The organism is Coprococcus sp. OM06-34AC (genome assembly GCF_003462545.1).
Lineage (GTDB): Bacteria > Bacillota > Clostridia > Lachnospirales > Lachnospiraceae > Coprococcus > Coprococcus aceti.
Window position 1 is genome coordinate 157,494 of the sequence record NZ_QTZF01000004.1, and the last position, 15,415, is coordinate 172,908.

Annotated in this window: 17 protein-coding genes; 15 read left to right on the forward strand and 2 right to left on the reverse strand. The window is 44.3% G+C overall.

Going from position 1 to position 15,415, the window contains the following annotated elements; genetic code table 11:
• Positions 1 to 20 precede the first annotated feature (20 nt).
• The 11 genes from rpsP to hisF all read left to right on the forward strand — a co-directional run bounded on the left by rpsP (position 21) and on the right by hisF (position 11,028).
• A complete protein-coding gene (gene rpsP / locus DXB91_RS08450) occupies positions 21 to 266 on the forward strand; it encodes a 30S ribosomal protein S16 (protein ID WP_004851225.1) in 246 nt (81 codons plus the stop codon).
• A gap of 102 nt (positions 267 to 368) precedes the next feature.
• Entirely contained in the window at positions 369 to 596 is a 228-nt protein-coding gene (locus tag DXB91_RS08455; protein ID WP_004851223.1) for a KH domain-containing protein, read from the forward strand.
• Between the two features lie 124 nt (positions 597 to 720).
• A complete protein-coding gene (gene rimM / locus DXB91_RS08460; protein ID WP_118017512.1) occupies positions 721 to 1,269 on the forward strand; it encodes a ribosome maturation factor RimM in 549 nt (182 codons plus the stop codon).
• A 52-nt stretch (positions 1,270 to 1,321) separates the two neighbouring features.
• Positions 1,322 to 2,047 carry a tRNA (guanosine(37)-N1)-methyltransferase TrmD gene (gene trmD, locus DXB91_RS08465; protein ID WP_015534852.1) on the forward strand — a complete coding sequence of 242 codons (726 nt, stop codon included), beginning with the start codon at positions 1,322 to 1,324 and terminating at the stop codon, positions 2,045 to 2,047.
• A gap of 137 nt (positions 2,048 to 2,184) precedes the next feature.
• On the forward strand, positions 2,185 to 2,829 hold the full coding sequence (locus DXB91_RS08470; protein ID WP_022216568.1) for a hypothetical protein: 645 nt from the start codon (positions 2,185 to 2,187) through the stop codon (positions 2,827 to 2,829).
• A gap of 165 nt (positions 2,830 to 2,994) precedes the next feature.
• Positions 2,995 to 3,672 carry a response regulator transcription factor gene (locus DXB91_RS08475; RefSeq protein WP_117874256.1) on the forward strand — a complete coding sequence of 226 codons (678 nt, stop codon included), beginning with the start codon at positions 2,995 to 2,997 and terminating at the stop codon, positions 3,670 to 3,672.
• Entirely contained in the window at positions 3,672 to 5,282 is a 1,611-nt protein-coding gene (locus tag DXB91_RS08480) for a sensor histidine kinase (protein WP_117874255.1), read from the forward strand. Before DXB91_RS08475 ends, DXB91_RS08480 begins: the two co-directional genes overlap by 1 nt.
• 101 nt (positions 5,283 to 5,383) lie before the next feature.
• Positions 5,384 to 7,285, forward strand: a complete 1,902-nt coding sequence (locus DXB91_RS08485) for a DNA gyrase/topoisomerase IV subunit B (protein WP_118017514.1) — start codon at positions 5,384 to 5,386, stop codon at positions 7,283 to 7,285.
• A gap of 62 nt (positions 7,286 to 7,347) precedes the next feature.
• Entirely contained in the window at positions 7,348 to 9,624 is a 2,277-nt protein-coding gene (locus DXB91_RS08490) for a DNA gyrase/topoisomerase IV subunit A (RefSeq protein WP_117549035.1), read from the forward strand.
• 27 nt (positions 9,625 to 9,651) lie between these two features.
• Positions 9,652 to 10,263 (forward strand): imidazole glycerol phosphate synthase subunit HisH, encoded by a 612-nt coding sequence (gene hisH / locus DXB91_RS08495; RefSeq protein ID WP_118017516.1) that lies wholly within the window; start codon positions 9,652 to 9,654, stop codon positions 10,261 to 10,263.
• A 3-nt stretch (positions 10,264 to 10,266) separates the two neighbouring features.
• Entirely contained in the window at positions 10,267 to 11,028 is a 762-nt protein-coding gene (gene hisF, locus DXB91_RS08500; protein WP_004851206.1) for an imidazole glycerol phosphate synthase subunit HisF, read from the forward strand.
• Positions 11,029 to 11,278: 250 nt separating this feature from the next.
• On the opposite strand, the gene DXB91_RS08505 is transcribed toward hisF, so the two are convergent.
• A complete protein-coding gene (locus tag DXB91_RS08505; protein WP_243002896.1) occupies positions 11,279 to 12,001 on the reverse strand; it encodes a hypothetical protein in 723 nt (240 codons plus the stop codon).
• Between the two features lie 3 nt (positions 12,002 to 12,004).
• Positions 12,005 to 12,478 (reverse strand): RNA polymerase sigma factor, encoded by a 474-nt coding sequence (locus tag DXB91_RS08510; protein WP_117874252.1) that lies wholly within the window; start codon positions 12,476 to 12,478, stop codon positions 12,005 to 12,007.
• A 234-nt stretch (positions 12,479 to 12,712) separates the two neighbouring features.
• Here DXB91_RS08510 and DXB91_RS08515 point away from each other — a divergent pair, with 234 nt between their 5' ends.
• From DXB91_RS08515 to DXB91_RS08530, 4 genes are all read left to right on the forward strand, one after another.
• On the forward strand, positions 12,713 to 13,714 hold the full coding sequence (locus DXB91_RS08515; RefSeq protein WP_118017518.1) for an IS3 family transposase: 1,002 nt from the start codon (positions 12,713 to 12,715) through the stop codon (positions 13,712 to 13,714).
• A gap of 16 nt (positions 13,715 to 13,730) precedes the next feature.
• A complete protein-coding gene (locus DXB91_RS08520; protein ID WP_330416364.1) occupies positions 13,731 to 13,904 on the forward strand; it encodes a DUF1848 family protein in 174 nt (57 codons plus the stop codon).
• Positions 13,905 to 13,933: 29 nt separating this feature from the next.
• On the forward strand, positions 13,934 to 14,956 hold the full coding sequence (locus tag DXB91_RS08525) for a hypothetical protein (RefSeq protein WP_118017520.1): 1,023 nt from the start codon (positions 13,934 to 13,936) through the stop codon (positions 14,954 to 14,956).
• Positions 14,957 to 15,064: 108 nt separating this feature from the next.
• Positions 15,065 to 15,373, forward strand: coding sequence for a hypothetical protein (locus tag DXB91_RS08530; RefSeq protein WP_118017522.1), 309 nt, complete (start codon positions 15,065 to 15,067; stop codon positions 15,371 to 15,373).
• The last annotated feature ends 42 nt before the right edge of the window (positions 15,374 to 15,415 follow it).

Genomic DNA, 15,415 nt, shown 5'->3' on the forward strand with positions numbered 1-15,415 from the left:
ATTTAGGAGGAACAAGAACAATGGCAGTAAAGATTAGATTAAGAAGAATGGGTTATAAGAAGCATCCTTTCTACAGAGTGATCGTAGCAGATTCAAGATCACCAAGAGATGGTAGATTCATCGAGGAGATCGGAACATATGATCCTAACCAGGAGCCATCTGTAGTAAAGATCGACGAGGAGGCTGCTAAGAAGTGGTTAGCTACAGGAGCACAGCCAACTGAGTCAGTTGCAAAGTTATTAAAGCAGGCAGGTATCGAGAAGTAATTTTACGGATGTATCAGCTTTTCTATGAAAAGCTGATATGCAGCGCCAGCCATCGACGAAGTCGATTTTGCATGGCTGGTGTTCCATTTGGGAGGTATAGAGATGAAAGATTTAGTAGAAATCATTGCAAAGTCCCTAGTAGATCATCCTGAGCAGATAGCTGTAACCGAGACTGAAGAAGACGGCATAATAAAGATAGACCTTACTGTCGCACCAGAAGACATGGGTAAGGTAATCGGCAAGCAGGGCAGAATCGCCAAATCCATCCGTACAGTTGTCAAGGCAGCTGCTTCAAAGGGTGATAAGAAGGTTGTCGTTGATATTAAGTAGAACTGCATAAGCAGGATAAGTGGTATTTCTTAATCTTCATATGACAGAGGATTTTATTACCGAGTTAAGAGGGGGAGTTTATACTCCCCCTTATATTATATATGAGTTATATATAGGAGATAGAATGGAACATAACACAGAAGACAGACTCAGAGTGGGTGTGATAACCTCAAGCCATGGTATAAAGGGCGAGGTTAAGGTATATCCGACAACAGATGACAATGATCGTTTCAAGACCTTGAAGAAGTGCTATCTGTCAAATGGCAGAGAGACTCTGGAGGTCAATTGTACATCTTGCAAATTTTTGAAAAATATGGTTATTCTTAAGTTCGAAGAATACGATAACATAAATGATATAGAGCGTTTTAAGAACTACGACATACTTGTTGACAGGGAGGATGCAGTTCCTCTCATGGATGGAGAGTTCTTCATTTGTGATGTCCTTGACGCTGATGTATATGATCAGAATGACGAACACATAGGAATCCTTGATGATGTGTTGGAGACTCCGGCAAATGATGTATTTGTCGTAAAAAAGGATGATGGTGGGGAGATACTTATCCCTGTTGTCCCGGATTTCGTTTATGATGTGGACACTGAGAATAGGAAAGTCAAGGTCAGGACATTTGAGATGGTGGAGGCGGATGATTCGGTTCATAAGACAGAGAGATAAGAGCGTGAACAGGCAAAGGTTTAAACCTAAGTTCAAATATCAGGAGTAGATTATGAATTTTTATATTTTGACACTTTTCCCCGAGATGGTTATGAATGGACTTTCAACGAGTATCACGGGAAGGGCCATAGAGTCGGGAAAACTTCATATAGAAGCTATAAATATAAGAGATTACACCCAGGATAAACACAATCATGTGGATGATTACCCATATGGGGGAGGCGCAGGCATGGTCATGCAGGCGCAGCCTGTGTATGATGCATACACGGCACTGGTGGAGAAGCTTGGCAGAAAACCATGGGTCATATATATGACTCCGCAGGGAAGAACCTTCAATCAGGGTATTGCACAGGAGCTCTCGGAGAAGGAGGACATAGTTCTTCTGTGTGGTCATTACGAGGGAATAGATGAGAGGGTTCTTGAGATGATAGTCGATGACTATATGTCTATAGGCGATTTTGTGCTGACTGGCGGAGAACTTCCAGCCATGGCTATCGTGGATGCTGTGTCTCGTCTTGTCCCAGGGGTTCTGAATAACGAGGACAGTGCTGAGATAGAGACTTTTTATAACAATCTGCTTGAGTATCCGCAGTATACCAGACCTCCTGAATTCATGGGGAAGAAGGTTCCGGATGTACTGCTTTCGGGCAACCATAAGCTCATAAATGAGTGGCGACTTGAACAGTCTATCACCAGGACGAAGGAGCACAGGCCGGACATGTACGAGAAGTATATGATCGAGAATCCTCCTAAGGAGAAAAAGAAACGAAGAAAATAGCAGGTTGCCACCTGTGGTCTTAAGGTGGTATACTAAGAGATGGCAGAATTCGAGGTTATTCGAATTCTGCCATAACCTTGTGGAGACGCGACTGCAGGGCATACACAAAACAAGGAAGAACAAGGAGACAAAAGATTATGAAACGCAGATTACTTATGACTATGATGGCTATGGTTCTGGCATTCTCATTTACAGGATGTGGAAACAAGAAGGCAGACGAGACGACGGCAACCACAGAGGCTGCATCAGAGGTGAAGGATGAGTTCATCAAGTTTGTTGGAACAGATATCCCTAAGATGGATACAGAGGAAGCGGAGATCATGAAGAAGTTCAACTCATATTTTGCTGAGGGAACTGCTGTTGATACAGATGCTCTGCTCAAGGATTTGACAGACAATCTGCTTCCAAATTATAAGACATTTCTTGACGACGTACAGGCTATAGAAGTCAAGACCGACGAGGTGAAGGCGCTCAAGGATCAGTATTATGATGCCATGAATGCACAGTATGAGGCTATGCAGAAGGTTGAGGCTGCTGTTAAGGATAAGAACAAGGACATCCAGACAGAGGCACAGAAGCTTCTCTCAGACGCCCAGAGCAAGTATACAGCATACAATGACGCGGTATATGCACTTGCCCAGAAGGAGAATGTAACGTTGAACGGCGAGATAGCAACAACTGCAACCAGTGAGGCAGGAAGCACAACAGAGGCCAACACAGAGGCTATAGATCCAAGCGAGGCCATGACAGATGAGGTTGAGACAACAGAGGCAGCGCAGTAGTATTTAAGATATAGAAGAATATTTTGAAAAGCAGTGGATACATGAGTGTGTTCACTGCTTTTTTGCTGTGGTATACTGTAAAAAATATGCTCAGTTCACATTTTTTACAAATATCAATGTTATATTGAGATAAATTGGATATTATTCTATATGTGGAGGTACGATATGGATTCAATAAAGGTTCTTATGGTTGATGATGAGAGCAGAATGAGGAAGCTTGTCAAGGACTTCCTCACAAGAGAGGGGTATATGGTTCTTGAGGCCGGAGATGGTGAACAGGCCCTGGATATATTCATGAATGACAAGAATATATCTCTTGTAATACTTGATGTCATGATGCCTAAGATGGACGGATGGGAGACTCTTAAGGAGATAAGAAAGTTCTCACAGGTTCCGGTTATCATGCTTACCGCGAAGGCAGATGAGCGCGATGAGCTCCAGGGCTTTGATCTGGGAGTAGATGAGTACATAACGAAGCCGTTCAGTCCCAAGATACTTGTTGCCAGAGTTGCAGCGATACTCAGAAGAACAACGGATGCCGCTTCAGATGAGAAGCTTGTAGCCGGAGGTATTGAGATGGATCTGTCGGCTCATGTGGTGACTATAGATGGCAAGCCTATTGAACTCAGCTTCAAGGAGTTCGAGCTGCTGCAGTATTTTATCATGAATAAAGGTGTGGCACTGTCGAGAGAGAAGATACTTAACAATGTGTGGAATTATGATTACTTTGGCGATGCCAGAACCATAGATACTCATGTCAAGAAGCTCAGAAGCAAGATGGGCGATAAGGGCGAATATATCAAGACCATATGGGGAATGGGCTATAAATTTGAGGTGGAGTGATGACCGGATCAAAGAGAACTTCTATCAGAACAAAGATAACTTTATCGCTTGCGGCAACTATACTATTTATGGTTGTCATGTCGTGTGCCATAACCATGCTTTTTATCAAGAAGTATTTCTATCACGGCATGGAACAGATGCTGCTGGATACATACAATTCCTGCAATGAACTGTTCGGCCGGGATGAGGATATAGACAGTAAAGAGCTGGCAAATGATGTGATCAATCAGTCAGGTGCGATGATATTTATCTTCGACAGCGTGAATATGCATGTGTACACGACGGTGAACGAGGAGGCTGCGGTATATAACAACCTGTCATTTATAGCGGACTACTTCAATTACAGTGGTGGCAAAAATCCGGATAATCCGAAGATAAAGAGAAAGCAGATTGAAAAGACAGATAAATATGATATACAGATCACAAATGATAAAAATACCGGAAACAGCTATTATGATGTGGTAGGATTTCTTGACAATGGTTTTGTGGTTGTAATCAGAAAACCAATCTCCAGCGTAGACTCAACGATAATTATATCACTAAAGTTTTTCTTTTTTGTATTCTCGGTTGTTGCGATACTTGGATTTGCCGTGATCTATTTTATCAGCAATGCGGTTGCAAAGCCGATAAAGAATCTTGCGTTGGTTGCCAATCGTATGGCACAGCTTGATCTCGATGTGAAGGTGGATCACGCATCCAACGATGAGATTGGTGAGCTGGCGGACAGTATGAACGAGATGTCATATCAGCTGAGGAACACGCTGACAGAGCTTCAACAGGCAAATGCTAAGCTGCAGACGGATATTGATGAGAAGGTACAGATAGATGAGATGAGGAAGGAGTTCCTGTCCCATGTGTCCCATGAACTCAAGACTCCTATAGCTCTCATACAGGGATACGCCGAGGGCCTTAAGGACAATGTTATAGAGGATGATGAGAGCAAGGAGTTTTACTGTGATGTCATTCTGGACGAAGCTGGCAAGATGAATAAGCTTGTCAGACAGTTACTTGATCTGAATGAGCTTGAATTTGGAGTGGACAGGGTTCATCCTGTGGTATTTGACATAGATGCACTCATAAAGAATGTAGTGGATTCATCATCCATTCTGGTGGAGCAGAACCATGCGGAAGTTGAGCTGGCGGATGAGCTGAATGATGTGTGCAACGTATATGCAGATGAGTTCATGATAGAGCAGGTATTCACCAATTATTTTACAAATGCACTTCATTACTGCAACGATGGAGGCAAGGTCAGAGTGTGGACGGCGAATAAGGACTATGATCAGCCGAGAAGGACTGAGGATGGACTCGTCACAGGCAACTTGAGAGTATTTGTATATGATGAGGGACCGAACATTCCTGACGATGAGCTTGATAAGGTATTCATTAAGTTCTACAAGGTGGACAAGGCGAGGACGAGAGAGTATGGTGGAAGCGGTATTGGACTTTCTATAGTTGCGGCGTCCATGGCGGCTCACAACAAGAACTATGGTGTTTACAATGTGGAGAATGGAGTGGTATTCTACTTCGACCTTGATATCATACAGCAGGATGATGGCGAACCGGAAATGATACCGGAGAATAGCGCAGATAACACGTCAGAACAATAAATACTTTGCAAGGAGGAAACTTTTAGGCTATAATTCTAAGGGTTTCCTTTTTCTGTTGGATTCTGGCATCTGTAAATATATTTATAAAATGGGAGAAGATTATGTCATATAGTGCAAAAAACATTGAGGTGTTAAAGGGACTTGAGCCGGTAAGACTGAGACCGGGAATGTACATCGGCAACACAGGGCGAAGCGGATTGAACCACCTCATACAGGAGCTTATAGACAACTCGGTGGATGAGCATCTGGCGGGGTATTGCAACAATATATGGGTGAGCATCAACGAGGATGGCTCGGCAACCGTGTCTGACGATGGACGAGGCGTTCCTGTCGATATACATGAGCAGGAGGGAATTCCTGCGGAGCGTGTTGTATACACAGTGTTGCATGCAGGTGGCAAGTTTAACAGCTCCACCTACAAGATAAGCGGCGGACTTCACGGAGTAGGTTCTGCAGTTGTAAATGCACTGTCTAACAAGCTTATAGTAGATGTTGCCAGGGATGGCTACCTCTATCACGATACATACGAGAAGGGAATACCGACAACTGAACTTGTTGATGGTATGCTTCCAAAGACAAAACTCAAGGAAAAGAGAACAGGTACGACGGTAACACTCTATCCTGATGATACAATATTTGAGACAGTAAAGTTCAAGGCGGACGCAATCAAGCAGAGGATTAAAGAGACAGCATATCTGAATCCGAATCTTACGATCACATTCCAGAACAAGAGGGATGGCGAGGAGCCTATAGTGTTCCATCAGCCAGGGGGACTTGCAGCATTTGTTGAGGATATATCCCAGGGACTCACACATACATCACCGGTTGTCGCCATATCGGGGGAGAAGGACGGAATCGCCGCAGATATAGTATTTCTGATGACGGAGGACGGCGAGGAGAATATCATAGGATTTACCAACAATATCACGAATCCTGAAGGTGGAACCCATGTGACAGGATTCAAGTCAGCATTTGCCAAGCTTATCAATAATTATGCGAGAAATGAGCTTGGAACTCTGAAAGAGAAGGATTCCAATCTGACAGGTGCAGATATAAGATCTGGCATGCAGGCTATCATATCCGTGAAGCATCCGGATCCTCAGTTCGAGGGACAGACTAAGACAAAGCTTTCCAACACGGACGTGTCAAAGGCCGTCGACGATATCGTGAAGGAACAGCTCACAGTTTATTTTGACAGAAATTATGATGTGCTGAAGGATATAGTGGACAGGGCGGTGGCTCTCTCCAAGAGAAAGGCGCTTGAGAAGTCCAAGATCAATATAAACAAGTTTTCATTTGAGGGAAATGGCAAGCTTGCAAAGCAGGAGTCCTCAGATTCGTCTAAATGCGAGATATTCATAGTCGAGGGAGATTCGGCGGGAGGCTCAGCCAAGACCGCGAGAAACAGAAAGTATCAGGCAATACTTCCACTTAGAGGTAAGATACTCAACGTGGAGAAGAAGCCTGTTGCAAAGGTGCTTGAGAATGCCGAGATCAAAGCACTCATCAATGCATTTGGCTGTGGCTTCATGCAGGGCTACGGCAATGATTTTGACATAAGCAAGCTGAACTATGACAAGATAATCATCATGACGGATGCCGATGTGGATGGTGCGCATATAGCGACCCTTCTGCTGACATTCTTCTACAGATTCTATCCCGACCTTATAAGCGAGGGACATATATACATAGCGATCCCACCTCTCTACAGGGTTGGCGAGGGCAAGAACATCAAATATCTGTACTCAGATGATGAGCTTGCAAAGTATAGAAAGACGCACACAAGCAAGTTTACGATACAGAGATACAAAGGTCTCGGTGAGATGGACGCGGACCAGCTCTATGAGACAACCATGAATCCTGAGACGAGACTTTTAAAGCAGGTATCAGTGAACAGCCGTGTTGAGGCAAATCAGCTCACACAGACGCTCATGGGAACTGAGGTTGCGCCTAGAAGAGAGTACATAGAATCGCATAGTGCGGACGCGGTGCTGGATATATAAAAGTTATATTGGAGAATACTTAGCAGTGTGTTTTCACAGTTGTATGATGAAAGGGATAGATCATGTCGGAAAAGATATTAAATGTAGATTATGAGAGCGAGATGGGGCAGTCCTATGTGGACTATTCCATGTCGGTTATAACAGAGAGAGCTCTCCCGGATGTAAGGGATGGATTAAAGCCGGTTCAGAGAAGAATACTTTACTCGCTGGATGGCCTTGCAGGCTCCGACAAGCCACACAGAAAATGTGCGAGAATAGTCGGAGATACAATGGGTAAATATCATCCACACGGAGATAGTTCCATATATGAAGGACTTGTAAATATGGCACAGAACTGGAAACTGCCGATACCACTTGTTGACCCACACGGCAACTTTGGCGCGGTGGACGGTTCCGGTGCGGCTGCCATGCGATACACTGAGGCGCGTATATCTAAGTACACAGAGGATGTGTGCATGAAGGATCTTCCGTTCTTCAAGGATCAGTTCATACCAAACTTTGACGGAACGGAGACAGAGCCGACTTTCCTGCCTTTCCAGGTGCCAAATATCCTGGTGAGCGGTTCAACCGGTATAGCAGTAGGTATGGCGACAAATATTCCTACACACAATCTCGGTGAGGTCATAGATGCCACAGTTGCATATCTGAATGATCCTGAGATACAGCTTGAGGATCTGCTTGCGCTCATGCCGGGACCAGATTTTGCCACAGGTGGAATCATCAATGCAACACCTGAGGAGTTGTATAATGTGTATGCCACAGGACTTGGCAAGATCAAGGTGCGCGGTAAGGTAGAGGTCAGGGATATCGGATACGGAAGAAAGAGTATCTGTGTCACAGAGCTTCCATATACAATGATCGGAGGCACTGCCAAGTTCCTTGATACTGTCGCAGAGCTTGTCAGAAACAGAGAGCTTCCAGCGGTCGTGGATATCGCGGACAGAGGAGACAAGAACGGTGAATGCCTGTGTATAGATGTGAAGAAGGGAACTTCTGACGAGGAGATACAGAACATCATCAATATATTATATAAGAAGGCAGCCCTTGAGGATACATTTGGCGTGAATATCAACTGCATCAACAACGGCAAGCCGGAGGTCATGGGACTCAAGAAGATACTGAAGGTATACACAGATTTCAAGTACGGTCTGTATGACACGAAGTATAGAAAGCTTCTGGCACAGCAGGAGGAGATCAGGGAGATCAAGATGGGACTTCTCACAGCGGTTGACTGCATAGACCTGATCATAGAGATACTCCGCGGAAGTACAAAGGTTGCAGATGCAAAGGCGTGTCTCATGCACGGCGATACATCGAATATCAAGTTCAGATTCAAGGGCTCAGAGGCGGACGCAAAGTTCCTGTGCTTCACAGAGAAGCAGGCGGATGCGATACTTGCCATGAGACTTCAGAAGCTCATTGGTCTGGAGATCAATGCCTTAAAGAAAGAGCTGGCAGACGCTGAGAAGCTCATCAAGAAGTACACAAGGCTTATGGAGTCCAGGGATGCCATGAAGCAGCAGATGATAGATGACATGCTTGAGATCAAGGCAAAGTATGCCATACCTAGAAGGACTCAGATTCATAACTATGGAACTGTTGTTGTGAAGAAGGCTGAGGTCGTGGCTACAGATGTGGCTGTACTTCTCGACAGATTCTATTACATCAAGGTTGTAGATGCAAATGTATACGAGAAGAACATCGACCAGATCACGAAGGATTACAGATTTGCTGTTAAGTGTCAGAATCTTGACAGGATAGCGGTATTTGCTGACAATAATCAGGTGTATACGATCAAGGTTGCAGACATCATTAAGCTTCAGGCGAAGAAGAACACCAGCAAGAAGGGTGGCGGAAGCCTCATAGGACGTCTTGCCGACAAGGGAATCCAGGTGTTCGAGTTCTGCAACATGAATGGTGACGAGAATATCCTGTTCATGGACTGCATAGAGCATTTTGTGACTGACAAGCTGCTGTTCGTCAGTAAGCAGGGTCTTGCCAAGGTTGTTGACGGCTCCGCATTTGACACCACAAGGCGTGCTGCAAATGCTTCAAAAGTTGGTGATGATATCATATATATCGGCAAAATCTCCGAGGGCGACTTCATAATCGCACAGTCAGAGAAGGGCTATTACATAAGAGTTGACGCAGCGGAGATTCCTGAGAAGGGCAAGGGCGCAGCGGGAGTCAAGCTCATCAACTTAGAGGGTGACGATGTCCTTGAGTCGGTATTTGTGGGAAGCACAAAGGATACCTTCAAGGTTGGAGATAACGAGATAATCTTTACCAGAGTTAAGCCGGGCAAGCGCGGCGGCAAGGGAAGCAAGCTGAGGTTCTAGAAAAAACTTTTGAAAGGACAGAGACAGATGATTTCAATTTTGGATTACGATGCAGGTAACATAAAGAGTGTTGAGAAGGCAGTCCAGTATCTCGGCGAGGAGGCTGTCATCACAAGGGACAGAGATGTGATCATGGCGAGTGACAAGGTTGTCTTACCTGGAGTTGGAAGCTTTGGGGACGCTATGGGAAAGATCAGGGAGTACGGCCTTGAGAATGTCATCTATGATGTTGTGGATGCAGGCAAGCCGTTTCTTGGAATATGTCTTGGACTTCAGCTTTTGTTCAAGACCAGCGAGGAGTCGCCGGAGGCAACAGGACTTGGAATTCTTGACGGTGAGATACTCCGCATACCGGATGCACCGGGACTTAAGATACCACAGATTGGATGGAACAACCTTGAGATAAATCCAAAGGCAAGACTTTTTAAGGGGCTTCCTGGGAATCCATATGTTTATTTTGTTCATTCATATTATCTGAAGGCAAATGATCCTGAGGATGTGGCAGCGTCCACATTCTATTCAACACAGATTCATGCATCTGTAGAGCACGGCAATGTATTTGCATGTCAGTTCCATCCTGAGAAGAGCTCAGAGGTTGGACTTAAGATACTGAAGAATTTTATAGAGCTGGAGGTGTAGGACATGCATACAAAGAGAATAATACCTTGTCTTGATGTGAAGAACGGACGAGTTGTAAAGGGCGTAAATTTCGTAAATCTCATAGATGCCGGTGATCCTGTGGCAGTCGGTGCAGCGTATGACAAGGCGGGAGCTGATGAGCTTGTTTTTCTTGACATAACAGCTTCATCAGACCAGAGAAATATAGTTGTGGATATGGTTAGAAGAGTTGCAGAGACTATCTTCATTCCGTTCACAGTGGGCGGCGGAATAAGAACTGTCGATGACTTTAAGGCAATACTCCGTGAGGGTGCAGACAAGATATCCGTGAACTCGGCAGCCATAGACAATCCGACGCTTATAGCTGATGCCGCTGACAAGTTTGGCAGCCAGTGCGTAGTCTTAGCAATAGATGCCAAGAGACGTGATGATGGTTCAGGCTGGAACATATACAAGCACGGCGGCAGAATCGACTGTGGAATAGATGCAGTTGAGTGGGCTATGAAGGCCGCAGAACTTGGCGCAGGAGAGATATTACTTACCAGCATGGACTGCGATGGAACAAAGGCGGGATATGACATAGAACTCACCAGAACCATAGCAGACAATGTGAATATTCCAGTCATAGCTTCCGGCGGTGCGGGAACAAAGGATCATTTCTACGATGCCTTGACAGAGGGCGGTGCAGATGCAGCACTTGCGGCATCTCTGTTCCACTATAAAGAACTTGAGATAGGAGATCTGAAGAGATACCTTCAGGACAAGGGAATTCCTATGAGACTGTAGAGAGAAATTCCTTTAGTGTATTTAGCTTGGAAGATTTTCTCTAGGAACATGATTTTCATAAAAAAGGATACATAATTATCGGCTTTTTGTCTCAAATCTTAAAAAAGATACAATTTCAAAATAAGTTGTATCTTTTTTAATTTTAACGTCAAATTGGCGATAATTTTGTGTCCTTATTTAAATAAAATACTCTTCAGGGAAAAGTTCCCCTGAAGAGTGAAATTAGCTTAGAGTAGACAATTTAAATTTATTACTGTTCAATGTAAGTGGCATTTCCTGATGCTGTATTGTCATCATCTGAGTTGGAGATACCGTAAGAGGCAGCATCCTCGGATGCAAGGTCATCCAGGTAAGGATTGCCTGTGTCAACACCCTCGGCATGCAGGGCGTCATTAAGCCATGGGTCGTTGTAGTCTTCAACGTTCATGTTGTTAAATACATATTTTCCATTCTTGTCGAAGAAGAGCTCGCACCAGCCGCAGCTATCAGGTGTACCTCCGATGAGAATGACGCTGTGTGAGCCGTCCGCATTCTTGATCTCATGACGGAAATATTTGTCAGGACCGCATTTGTCGGTGATATCTTCCTTGGTATCTCCGAGAACAAGGTAGAGACGGCCGTTTTCAACTTTCGTGTAACCGTTGACATCATCTGTAGATATGGTGAACTGTATGGAGTTTCCCTCACTGTTTTCCTCGTATGTCACTTCGGTACCATTTGCCAGGTGGAAGGTCTGCTTTATGTAGTCTATGGCTGCTGAGACGGTTGTTCTTGTCGCCGGGATGCACAGAAGAACTGCGCACACGGCAGCGGCGATGGCGGCATATTTGCCGACGCGGGCGAGTCTGTGACCAGATCTGCCGGTTTGAGCCTGTTCGGCAAGCTTTGCCCTGAGATCGTCTTTGTCATCCTGGGGCATGGTCACATTGTCCATGGTAGCTTTGTATAATTCGTTTATATCTTTATTATTCATGATCTATTCCTCCTTTAAAAATTCTTTTAGCTGATCCCTTCCGCGGGATATCCGCATGGAGACTGCTGAGACTGACAAATGAAGCATCTTAGCGATCTCCTTGAATGAATACCCCTCGTAATAGTGCAGATACAGGGCCGTGCTGTATGTATCGGGCAGCCTGTTTATGGCTGCAAACATTGACTGTTCCTCCATATTGAAGCCACTTGTGAGATCATCGTTTGCCAGCTCTTCATAGCTGCTGTTCAGTCTGTTTGCCGCTGATTTCAAATGGTTTCTGCACATATTTGCGGTCATGGTGAGAATATAGGACTTCTCACATCCCTTTGATATGTGAGGACTTTTTTCTATAAGCTTGGTATATACATTCTGGACAATGTCCTCGGAATCCACTATATTGCCAAGAAAACTCATGGCCAGACGGAATGCATTGTCCGAGTAATTGTCATATAGTTCAAGCAGTTGCTGCTGCTTCAAGTGTCATCACCTCCGTGGTTTGTATGTATGAGAGAATCAGGAATCTTGTTCCTTCTCAATTGAGTTCTCATATATAAAACAAATCAAAGTATCAAAATAGCACATGGATACGAAAATTTCTATCCAAAAATCAATATTGAAAATTGCTTCGTAATTTGTACGGGACAAAAATGTATCAGATGTACAATAAGACCTGACATGAGATATTGATTTTACAAAAAAGGAGGACTGCGTATGAGCATGGCGAAAAGGAAAGATCCGTATCTGAGCGGTCTATTGCAGAAGCTTGCTGAGACCGATAAGAAGATTTCTTTTACACGGCTGAGGTCAGAAGATCTGGATGGCGAGAGTAGGGAAGCAATATACGAATTCATAGAAAAGTATAGTGGCAGGTTTGGCGTGCGCTGGCTTTTGAACGAGTTTGGGCTGTCGCCAAGTGTGTACTATAATTACCTGCACAGTAAAAGAGATGGGTGCAAGGCACAGAAAGATCAGATCTTAGATGAGATCCGTTCTATATATGAAGAGCATAATGGCACCGACGGATACAGAAAAATGCATTACTATCTGCTTCAGAGGGGTTATAATATCAGCCTTGAGACAACGAGAAAGTATATGAACCAGGAACTTGGATTGTGTTCGGTGGTTGGTGCCAGACATCCTCCGTATGAAAAGCGCATGCCTTTTCACATTTGCCCGGATATTTTAAAGGGTAATTTCAAGGCGGGCCGGGTAAATGAGAAGTGGAGCATAGATTTTACATTCATCGCACTTGAAAATGGAAGTATACGGTTCAACTGTGCCATTATGGATCTGTATGACAGGAGTATTGTAGCGTCTCTGTGTGGCACTGAAATGAACTCGAAACTTGCTATAAAGACTTTGAAAAAGGCTCTGTCCACAGATAAAGAAATAGATCCACGGAGGCTGATCCTTCACTCTGATCAGGGAAATGAATTTACATCGGAGGAATTCACGACATATTGTCTGGAGAGAGGTATCCGTCAGAGTATGAGCCCTCCGGGGCATCCCTACAGCAATGCACCCATGGAAAGGTATTTCAGCACGTTAAAGAGCGAGCTGATCAACCGAAAAAGCTATGGTAATGAGAGAGAGCTGTACGATGCAGTAGATGATTTTGTGGAGAATTACTACAATACGACGCGGCCACATACTTACAACAATAACAAGCCTCCTTATGAGGTGAGATATAAGCAGGATAGACCTCTCACCTGAGGTGGTTGACTGCATTGTGTTCTGGACAAAGAATCCCATACCGATGCTTCCAAGGCTTTCGGAACTGGATGCTTACAAATACTATTTCCAGTGTTACGGCAAGGATATGGAGACGAATCTGCCTGATAAAAAGGGACAGCTCATTCCTGCATTTCACTCGGTTACGAAGAAAAAACATAGGAGTCTGTAAGTTAGGACGGGTGATAAGGAGGAATGATCGTGGATTGGTTTGAGAGACAAAGACTCAATGAGGTCAGCGAAAATAAGAAAAAATACCATGATCTCATGGACGAATTTGAAAAGATCATAAGCGGGAGGTCTCACTCGATCGTCCCATATGTAACAGATGAGAACGGAAAGTTCAGTGAGTCTAAAACGCAGGCCTTCATAGGTGAGTTTTTAGAGCTGATGGATATATATGCTGGCAAAAACATGCTCTGGTTTGGCAGGATAGTTGATGAGAAAGCCCTGCCCGGGCAGAAGAGCTTTTGCAGATATATGAGACTGTATTTGTACCTGGCTGTCCGCATGTCTCTGCTCAAGCTTGACTGGCTGGAGAATAAGATTGAGACGCTTCCCGACGAGTCATTTAACACAATACTTGCAGGATGCAGGAATTTCAATTCTGGGCAGGACAAGAATAATCTGCTCATGGAATATGAGTGTGATGGTTTTCTGTCGGATTCAGGAGTCATCTCGTGGGGCATTGAGGTGTATTACTGGCTAAGTGACAGCACAGAGGACACATGGATGACACCGGACATGAAAAGAAGGATGGAAGTCGCATTTGAGCAGCTTGAGGCTGAGAACGGGGATGTTCGGAGGTCAAATGAATCTCCTGCTGATATTATGGACTGTGATTATGGTATAGGTGGAGATGAAGAAGAATATGAATTCTTTATGGAAGGATGCGGTATCCCATTGAAGGAGAAGCCATTTTTCCATGATCTTGAGCCGTGGAAATATCTTCACGAACATGTGGCGGATGCGGAGACATTCTGCGCACGGTTCAGGGAGTTTATGGCGCTTCTCTATTCAGACGAGGTGCCGTATAGCTATCTGTACATCGTGACAAAGGTGGTCGAAGGGGCTCTTGATATGTATCTATGTAAGCACAACATATCAATATATGGCAATGCATATGACATGGCAGATGCGGTTATCTACATCAGGAAGGCGATGGAGAAGACGGATATGTTGTACAGAATGGAGAGAACATACGGTCCCGATTCTCTGTATTAGACAGAGACAGGATTTTATTATCAGTACAGTAATGGAAGCAGCAGTAGAAAGAACATAAGATAATCATGGCAAATGTAGTTAATTTGAAGGAATACCTACGAAGAGTGTTTGTATATAGCGGTTACATATAGTAGAAAGCCACAGAGACTTGAGCATTATCATGCATATGATACGAGATATGCGACATATCTTGTTGACTGCCTGGCCCGCAGGGGACTCAAGGTAAGTCAGTTAAAACCTAGGCATATTACAAGACCCGGATATCAGGATATGGAAATCATAAATGACACTGAGGAGAATAAAAAATATTACTTCAGATACGAACAGAATCATTTCTATACAGGAAAAAAGTGTGCCGACGGAGAGAAGCTTGAGCTGTGGCAGATGGGAAACGATCGTAGAATTTACGAGATATAAAAATATCGTGTGTATACTCTAATCATGAAAACAAAACATTTG